Annotated in this window: 9 protein-coding genes; 6 read left to right on the top strand and 3 right to left on the bottom strand. The window is 55.6% G+C overall.

The window, feature by feature from the left end:
* Positions 1–866, top strand: an 866-nt coding sequence (locus ACF8AM_RS09825) for a preprotein translocase subunit SecY (protein ID WP_392555468.1), incomplete at its 5' end; no start/stop codon positions are given.
* 13 nt (positions 867–879) lie between these two features.
* Positions 880–1,467, top strand: a complete 588-nt coding sequence (locus tag ACF8AM_RS09820) for an adenylate kinase (protein WP_392555467.1) — start codon at positions 880–882, stop codon at positions 1,465–1,467.
* Between the two features lie 129 nt (positions 1,468–1,596).
* On the opposite strand, the gene ACF8AM_RS09815 is transcribed toward ACF8AM_RS09820, so the two are convergent.
* On the bottom strand, positions 1,597–2,235 hold the full coding sequence (locus ACF8AM_RS09815; protein ID WP_392555466.1) for a thioredoxin family protein: 639 nt from the start codon (positions 2,233–2,235) through the stop codon (positions 1,597–1,599).
* A gap of 62 nt (positions 2,236–2,297) precedes the next feature.
* Positions 2,298–2,435, bottom strand: a complete 138-nt coding sequence (locus tag ACF8AM_RS09810; protein ID WP_392555465.1) for a hypothetical protein — start codon at positions 2,433–2,435, stop codon at positions 2,298–2,300.
* A 162-nt stretch (positions 2,436–2,597) separates the two neighbouring features.
* On the opposite strand from ACF8AM_RS09810, the gene ACF8AM_RS09805 reads away from it, so the two are divergent.
* The 3 genes from ACF8AM_RS09805 (at position 2,598) to ACF8AM_RS09795 (ending at position 7,064) form a co-directional block, all read left to right on the top strand.
* Positions 2,598–3,995, top strand: a complete 1,398-nt coding sequence (locus ACF8AM_RS09805) for a neutral/alkaline non-lysosomal ceramidase N-terminal domain-containing protein (protein WP_392555469.1) — start codon at positions 2,598–2,600, stop codon at positions 3,993–3,995.
* Positions 3,995–5,473, top strand: a complete 1,479-nt coding sequence (locus ACF8AM_RS09800; RefSeq protein ID WP_392555464.1) for a sulfatase — start codon at positions 3,995–3,997, stop codon at positions 5,471–5,473. Before ACF8AM_RS09805 ends, ACF8AM_RS09800 begins: the two co-directional genes overlap by 1 nt.
* A gap of 136 nt (positions 5,474–5,609) precedes the next feature.
* The gene (locus tag ACF8AM_RS09795; protein ID WP_392555463.1) at positions 5,610–7,064 is read left to right on the top strand and encodes a sulfatase-like hydrolase/transferase; all 1,455 of its coding nucleotides are present in this window, start codon (positions 5,610–5,612) and stop codon (positions 7,062–7,064) included.
* Positions 7,065–7,090: 26 nt separating this feature from the next.
* Here ACF8AM_RS09795 and ACF8AM_RS09790 read toward each other — a convergent pair whose 3' ends face one another.
* Positions 7,091–8,605 carry a hypothetical protein gene (locus ACF8AM_RS09790; protein WP_392555462.1) on the bottom strand — a complete coding sequence of 505 codons (1,515 nt, stop codon included), beginning with the start codon at positions 8,603–8,605 and terminating at the stop codon, positions 7,091–7,093.
* Between the two features lie 368 nt (positions 8,606–8,973).
* Here ACF8AM_RS09790 and ACF8AM_RS09785 point away from each other — a divergent pair.
* Positions 8,974–9,160: hypothetical protein (locus ACF8AM_RS09785; protein WP_392555461.1), on the top strand; the 187-nt coding region annotated here is incomplete at its 3' end.

Below are 9,160 nucleotides of genomic sequence, written 5' to 3'. Positions count from 1 at the left end.
TGGGTGAACAAATTGACGAATACGGGATCGGCAACGGGATCAGTTTGCTGATCATGGCCGGCATCTTGGCTCAGATGCCCAAGGCACTTTACGAATTGGTGCTGGGCATGAAGACCGAGTTGACTGGTTTGGCCAAAGGGCAGGTCGGGATCGAAACACTGATCATCTTGGTCGTGCTGTTTGTTGTCGTCGTCTTCGGTGTGGTGTTCATCACCTTGGGACAACGCAAGATCCCAACCCAATCCGCCAAGTTCACTCGCGGTCGCCGCGTTTACGGTGGCACCCGTCAACACTTGCCACTTCGAATCAACCAAGCCGGCGTGATGCCCATCATTTTCGCCAGCTCGCTGCTGATGATTCCCGGCGTCCTGTTTGGCTTCTTGGCTGGCCAGTTCGCATCCGATGGAGCTTTGTTCCGCGGATTCAACCTGATCAGCTTGACGATGAGCGATCAGACCTCCTACTTCTTCAACCTGTTGTACGTCGGTTTGATCTTCTTCTTCTGCTACTTCTGGACAGCCATCACGTTCAACCCGAAAGAGATGAGCGACAACCTGCGTGATTCGGGAACGTTCATTCCTGGTTATCGCCCCGGTCGCCGTACAACGGATTACCTCGAAAAGGTGATGGTCCGCATCACATATGTTGGGGCGGCCTTCTTGGGTCTGATCGCGATTGTACCAACGATCGTTTACGGCTCGCTGGGTGTTCCTTACTCGATCGCCGGTTTCTACGGCGGCACAGGCCTGCTGATTGCCGTCAGCGTGGCGTTTGACTTGGTTCAAAAGATCGACAGCCACTTGGTCATGCGGAACTACCGCGGACTGCTGGAAGGTGCCGGCGGCGGCACTTCACCTGTCGTTTGATCCGGGCAGTGTTGTGCGAATTGTCTTCATCGGTCCGCCAGGTGCGGGCAAGGGCACTCAATGTGAACTGCTAAGCAAAGCCCTCCGCGTGCCGCACATCGGCACCGGCGGAATGCTGAGAGCCTTGGAAGCGGATTGCGGCGAGCAGATCCATCTTCGAATCGACCGGGGACATTTTGCCCCTGATGAGTTTGTCTTGCAGATGGTCGCCAAGCGATTGGCAGAACCAGACAGTCAGGCTGGTTACCTGCTGGACGGTTTCCCGCGAACGCTGGTTCAAGCCAGTGCCTTCGACGAACAACTCGTCGCCGACTCGATGAGGTTAGATCACGTCCTACACCTTCAGGTGTCCGCCGACGTGCTGATCGACCGTCTCCGCAAACGGGGCGAACGAGAGAACCGAGCGGATGATGCGGAAGAATTCATCCGAGAACGGTTTCGCATTTACGAATCCCGGACAGCACCGTTGCTCGATCACTATCGGCGACAAGGACTCGTTCGTGACATTGATGCGTCGGAATCAGAAGTCCAAGTCCACGCCGCAATCTGTGATTGCCTGCAGCAGTCATCGTCAGCAATTGCCCCGATTGCTGAGAACTGATCCGCGTGCGTCTTTGCCAACGCTTTTGACGCGCTGCTTATTCAATCAGATCGGCAGGGCAATGCGGCGTCGGTTTTGTTTCTGCCCCATGCCCTAGCGGCTTACACCGTGGTGCCCGATCATCCCTGCTTAACGAGTGCGACGTGAACGGCGTTGGCGTTCCATCCGGATCCGGCAACCAACTGGAACCGTCTCTGAAACGGTCACCGGCTTTCCAGCCAAGACTTCATCGATTGCATCCCGGAGGTACGGCTTGGTGACCTTGCGGCCATCAGGACTGTCGTCCATCGAACCCATGTAAGCGATCTTTCGATCGGCATCGAGCACGAAGAACTGCGGTGTGTACTTGGCACCATAGTCGCGAGCGATCTGCTGTGATTCGTCGTAGAGGTAAGCAAACGGGAACTGCTTTTCCTTCGCTTTCTCCTTCATCGCCGGCATCGAGTCCTCTTCGATCGTGTTGACGTTGACGGCGATCACCGAGACCGATTTCTCTGCGTAGTCCTTGGTCAGTGCGATCAGGCGTTCTTCCGCATCGATCGCATAAGGACAACTGTTGCAGGTGAACGCCAGAACCACGACCTTCGACTCCGATAGATCCTTTAGGGACGAAGTCGTGTCCTTCGTCGTGGGCAACTCACTCCATTCGGGAGCCGGATCACCAATGTCCAGCACCGTGTTGAACTCTCCCGCAATAGCGCGGCCAGCCAAATGGATCCAGCAACAGGTCGTCAGGAGACCGACCAGAACGCAGCAATTTAATTTCATCGAGACTCTCTCGGACGAGGCGAAAACACCAACGATCAATGAGTTTAGCTGAACTGCCTTCATCAGTAGCCAGGTTGAAAGATGGAATCACCGTACATCTGGCGAATCGCATTCGCGACGTGTTGTGCGATCGCCTTTCTACCGCGAGCGGTGCTGTGGATCCCGTCGCTCAAGTTCGCTTCGCCTCCATTTTGTTTCATCCTGCAGCCCGCTCGATTATAACCACATCGATTGCTGCCCCGTTCATCGATCCTTCCCTCCCCATTCATCCCCTGAACCCAAAGGATCAAAGCATGCCACGCCCCGCCTTTAACAGAGTCCTTCTCTCACTGTGTGTCGCCAGTCTTCTATTCAGCAACGGATTGATCCTCCATGCCGAGGATTCCAATCCGGTTTTTCGGGCTGGAGCCGCGACCAGCAACATCACACCGCCACTGGGCGAGATGATTGTCGGTGGATGGAAACCAATCCCAGCCACCAATGTGCATGACGAACTTCACGCTCGCTGTTTCGTGCTGGATGACGGCAACACGAAGCTTGCCATCGTCCTCTGCGACAACGTTGGCATCCCCGTGGAAGTCTTCGATCTCGCTAAACAGCAAGCATCTGATGCGACCGGGTTGCCAGTCTCCAACATGCTGTTGGCATCCACGCACACCCATTCGGCAACCACCGCTCGCGGGGCCTTGAAGACAGCCAACGAAACCGAGCTGACAAACTATCAAACCTTTGTTGCTCATCGAATCTCGGACGGCATCCGTCGTGCGCTGGCAAACCTGGAACCGGCCAAGATTGGTTGGGGAAGCGCGGAGGAACCATCCGAAGTCTTCAACCGTCGTTGGTTCGTCACCGACGCCAGTTTGCTCGGCAATCCGTTTGGCGGCATCGATCAAGTTCGGATGAATCCACCTCGTGGAAGTTCCAAGCTGGATCGGCCCGCAGGTCCAACCGATCCCGAAATCAGCTTCGTCTCAGTGCAGAGCCCCGACGGACGGCCGATCGCTCTGCTGGCAAATTATTCGCTGCACTATGTCGGCGGCGTTCGATCCGGAGAAGTCTCAGCGGATTACTTTGGCTACTTCGCGAAATTCATCGAAGAAAAGCTGGGTGCAACCAATCAATCGCCACCGTTTGTCGGCATCCTTTCCAATGGCACCAGCGGCGATGTGAACAACATCAACTTCGCTGATCAAACACCCCGAACGTACGATCCCTACGAGAAGATGCAGGAAGTTGCGGAGAAGGTTGCCAGCCGCGTGTTCGAAGCCCACCAGCAGCTCGATTTTCATGATTGGGTGCCGCTCTCCGCCGAGCACACGACGTTGACGCTGAAGACCAGACAGCCCACACCGAAGATGATCTCCCACTTTGAACAAATCAAACGTGTCGACGACGACCATTCAAGAAGCGGCCATCGCCGCGAAGAGATCTATGCCGATCGAATCGCGAAAATCTTGGCGGGGCCCGAGGAAGTGGAGATTCAACTTCAGGCTCTTCGCATTGGCGATTTGGGAATTGCCGCGATCCCGTTTGAAACGTTCACCGAAACGGGGTTGGAACTGAAAGACCGCAGCCCCTTCCAAGACACCTTTACGATTGAACTCGCCAACGGCTCCTTTGGATACCTGCCGACGCCGCAACAACATCGTTTGGGCGGCTACGAAACTTGGCTGGGAACCAACTATGTCGAGAAGGAAGCAACCACGAAGATCGTTGCAGCGTTGCTGGATATGTTTCAAAGCCAAATAGAGGACAACTGATGCGTTGGCTTGTTGGATGGATCGTGACGCTGCTTACAACGTCACCGCTGCTTGGCATTGGAAAGGCAGCCGAAACAACCAAACCGAATTTCATCATCGTCTACTGTGACAATCTCGGTTACGGTGACATTGAACCGTTCGGATCGACATTGCATCGAACGCCCAACCTGAACCGCATGGCAAGGGAAGGGCGAACGTTCACCCATTTCTACGTCACCGCAGGCGTCTGCACCCCATCGCGTGCCAGCATCATGACCGGCTGCTATGCCCAACGAGTCGGAATGCATCTGAACGATCGCGATGGCGCGGTCTTGCGTCCTGTCTCTCCCTATGGCTTGCATCCCGACGAAATCACAATCGCGGAGATCCTCCAGCAACAGGACTACGCCACCGCACTGGTTGGAAAATGGCATCTGGGTGATCAACCGGAATTCCTGCCAACCCGCCAGGGGTTTGATTGGTTCTTCGGAGTGCCATACTCCGACGACATGACCGAGCGGGTTTGGGAGCGAGATGGATCGTACTGGCCACCTCTGCCTCTCATGGAAAACGAGACCGTCATCGAAGCCCCGTGCAACCGAGACGGATTGACCAAGCGTTACACCGAACGAGCGATGCAATGGATTGCCGAGCACAAGGAAGAACCGTTCTTTATGTACTTTCCACAAGCGATGCCTGGCAGCACCAAGACACCGTTTTCCAGCGACGCTTTTCGCGGCAAAAGCCAGAACGGTGCCTGGGGAGACGCGGTCGAAGAATTGGATTGGTCGATCGGTCAGATGCTGGACCAGCTCGTTGAACTGGGCATCGCAGAAAACACCTTCGTGATCTGGACTTCCGACAACGGTGCCCCGATCAACCGCGATCCTGATGACTTGAGCCGAGGTTCCAACTTGCCACTCCACGGTCGCGGGTACACGACCAGCGAAGGTTCCTTTCGTGTTCCCACGATCGTCTGGCAACCAGGCAAAGTGCCCGCCGGAACTCAATGTGACGAACTGACAACCACGATGGATTTATTGCCTACGTTTGCGAATCTAGCCGGATGTGAACTGCCGTCGGATCGCAAACTCGATGGCCACGACATCGCTCCGCTGCTGTTTGGTGAACCCAACGCCAAGACGCCGTACGAAGCGTTCTACTACTACCATCAAGATCAACTGCAAGCCGTCCGCTCCGGTCCCTGGAAAATGTTCCTGCCGATCGATGCGTCCCCCGGACATCCACACTTCACCGCTTCGCAAAAACCAACAACGCTTCTGTTCAACGTGGTGGATGACATTGCTTGCCAGCACAACGTTGCCGAGACGCGTCCTGAGATCGTTGCTCAACTGACTGCATTGGCCGAACAAGCCCGTCAGGATCTGGGTGACAAAGATCGCCCCGGCCAGGGCCAACGACCAGCCGGCAAATCCCCGGACGTTTCGCCTCGAAGATTGGAAACGCTGCCGAGCGAATCCGACCAAACGGGTTCGTGATCTCGAACAATTGGGGTCTATCTCGTGAGCCGTTTGGACGTTAGCCCCGGTTGTACGTGGAAACCGTGACTAACGCCAAACGGCTCAGATACCCGATGACACCTGCGTACCTGTTTGAATCCATTAAGGCTCCAACATGTCTCCCATTCATATCAATCCACGGGGCGTCTCACTCACCGTTTGGGTAATGGCTACACTGTGCTTTCATGCCTGCGTCCCCACTTCGCTGAGAGCCGATCCCAACGACCGCCCGAACATTGTGCTGATCCTTGCGGACGACCTCGGCTATGGAGACCTGGGTTGTTATGGCAATGACGCGCACGCGACGCCCACCTTGGATCGGCTGGCCAGGCAAGGGGTTCGCTGGACGCAGGCCTATGCCAATGGCCCAGAATGCTCGCCCACTCGAGCGGCGCTCTTAACGGGTCGCTATCAACAACATGTGGGCGGTTTGGAATGTGCGATCGGAGTTGGCAATGTCGGACGCTATGACGATGCGATTCGCTTGCACTTGGTCAACGAACTGGGGTTGCCCGCCGACCGGCCGACGTTGGCGAAACGTCTGTCCGACGTCGGTTATGAAACAGCATTGTTCGGAAAATGGCACCTGGGTTACGAAGCCCAATTTTCACCGATGCAACATGGATTTGAGGAAGCGTTGTACTGCATCGGCGGTGCAATGGATTACTACCACTACCTCGATTCGGTTGCGACTTACAATCTGTTTCGCAACGGCCAGCCGATCAGCGGCGAAGGCTACTTCACGGACACCATCACTGATCACGCCGTGCAATATGTCCGCGACCGGAATGACAGTGAGCAGCCATTCTTTCTGTACTTGCCCTACACCGCACCACACACGCCGTATCAACCGCCAGGCCAGTCTCCTATTGATCCGCTGCCGCTTGATTCACCACTTTGGAAGCAGAGCGACGATCCGCCGGGTGTCTACCGATCGATGGTGCGTCACATGGATGAAGGTATTGGGAAGGTGCTGCATGCGATCGAGGAATCTGGGATGACCGATCGCACGCTGGTGATTTTCGCCAGCGACAATGGTGGCACGTCGGCGAGTCGCAACGAACCACTGCGAGGATTGAAAGGGCAGACGTTTGAGGGAGGAATCCGTGTTCCGTTGATCGCTCGTTGGCCAGGCCATTTGCCAGAAGACACAGTCAGCCATCAAGTCACGATCACATTCGATCTGACCGCATCGATGCTAGCCGCCGCTGGGATCACTCCCGCCCCAAAAGACGAAATGGAGGGAATCGACGTCCTGTCGCTGGCGGCTTCGGGTGAACCGCCTCACCCCCGCACGCTGCACTGGCGAAAACCTCGCGACCCTCAAGTCTGGAGCGGCATTCGGGACGGGAACCTGAAATATGTCCGTCAAGAAAAAGCCACCACCGACGGCCGAACAACGATCCAAGAGTGGCTATTCAACCTGGCCGACGATATCAGCGAACAGACCGACTTAGCCTCCCAACACCCCGGCGACCTGGACCGTCTGAGAGGCAGATACCTGGCCTGGGAACAAGCGGTGAGGAACAACCGCCGAGGCAGACCAGGCTGGAAACCTTCGACAGACTGACGGCTCTCCTAGCCCACCAACGCGATTCAAGGACGCGCCATGGCGGCAACGGCGGCACGTAAATGTTGAATCGATCGCCGCCAACGCTTGGAAAGCGTTCGACTGACTCTGTCACATCGGAACCGGCAACCACGAATCAACAGAGGCATGATCGTTAGCGGAATAAAAACAAGTAAGTACTCTGCCGAGAAGTACTCCACCGGCCAGATGCCATTTGCGATTGAAATCATCAACAACAAATGGAGGGTCAGCAGAAACACAGCGATCCTTGTCCATGAGAATTGACCGAGCAGAATCAACAGCCCTCCCGCGACCACCATCGTGCCGAACATCATCTGCCACGGCATGATCAAGCCAAGGGACAAGAAGGTGACGATCCAAAAGACGGTCAATACAAACGTTGGGACCCCAAAATGTAATTTCGTTGGCCGGTCCTGATCGCTTCCAGTCAGACTTGACGATTCATACGAACCTGGCGTTTCGCAGCAGAACCTCCAGCCAAAATGTTTCGCAAGCCAAGCAGGAAATACCGCCAAGACCAGCGGCGGATACACGGCCGCTGCCATCACTCCCGCTCTCGTTTTCCAGACGTCAGACGACCCGACAAGCCAGAGAACGCAAACCAGGATCCAACCACTCAGGAAACACATCCCCACCATCGGCAGGTGGTCCATCGGTTGAAAAGAGCCAGCAAGATTTCCCTCCGCGACCCTTCCTTTCAAGACGAATAAAATCAAGGGCAAAGACAACACAACCAACCAATTGAAAATCAAGCGTCCCCAACCAAGACGTGGAGTTCCGGCCATGAGAAAGTAGGCGGCAACGGCGTAACTGAACGAAAGGAGATGGATCAAGAGCCACAACGTTGATTCGCCAAAAGCTGTCATTTGAAACGAACCGATCGTTTCTTCAGTCGCTTCGTTGCGATTCGAAACCCAGCGCGGGAGAAAGTCACCATTGAATGTCCGAACGACGATTGCATAAGGAAATCCACCCGTCTCAGCCGACGGATCCTCCCAAACGCTGTCGACACCGGTTTCACTCCTGACATAGCGATGCCCACTCTCGCCCCAGTCAAAGTGGAAACGGCCTCCTTCTGCTCCCGCAGCCTGACCAAATCGCTCGTTGAACGATTCCAGGGAAATCTCCTCATGCGTCTGCCCAGTGTTTGAATCCAACAAGAGCACCGCGGTCCTCTCATTTTCGCGAAACCCCGGTCCGTAATATCGAATTCGAACCGCAACACGCTGGTGATCCGGCAGAAAAACAGCGTCGCCTTCGAACCGCCAAACGTCTCGCTGCAAATTCTTTTCCCATCCCGGCACATACTCATCGTCATGCAGCTTCAGCAGACGACAAACCATGTGGCTATTGATCAACACAGCAGTCGCATCGGGAAGACACCGAACCGAATCAAGGTAGTCCTCGGAATCCAACCGCGTGCGGCGTCCCAGGTCAGGTGACCAATGATAAAGATCGACTTCGCTTACAAAGCCCGACCTCTGCAGGACAAACGCCTGTCCATCGGAACTGAAACTCACTCGTTGGATCCTCAGGTCCTCCCAATGGCTCAAAAAGTAAGAACCAACAAAAATGAGAGCGAGTGCGATGTAAGCTTGTCCTTCTCGTTGCATCGTGAATCACTCGCGAGAACAGGGGGCAGATTGGGCTCGGATTTTAAACGGAGACAGAATACTGCGTGCAGGACCACATTCGGAACGTGTCGGTGACATAGGCTTCCAGCTATGGTCAAGCACACAGGCTGGCAAATTCAGCGGACCTGCCGACTGGAGGGGTTTTGCCGGCTTTCCTGGCGAATCGTTTCCTCCATGGCGAGAACCGGTCAATCTGCTGCTTCGCCGAACGATGATCCTGGTGCGATCTGGGTCTCGCGCGGTAAGTTGGGGCCATGAACACGCCCACCGCCACGACCGCCCAGCCACCTCGCATCATCCGCCAATTGCCGGCCCATCTGGTCAATCAAATCGCCGCTGGCGAGGTGATTGAACGGCCCGCTTCGGTGGTCAAAGAATTGCTCGAAAACAGCATCGATGCGGGTTCAACGAGGATTGAACTGAGCCTCGAAGGGGGCGGCG

This window comes from Rhodopirellula sp. JB055, assembly GCF_043100905.1.
Lineage (GTDB): Bacteria > Planctomycetota > Planctomycetia > Pirellulales > Pirellulaceae > Rhodopirellula.
Note: the sequence above shows the minus strand (reverse complement) of the source record. Positions and strands in the feature narration are given on the sequence as shown.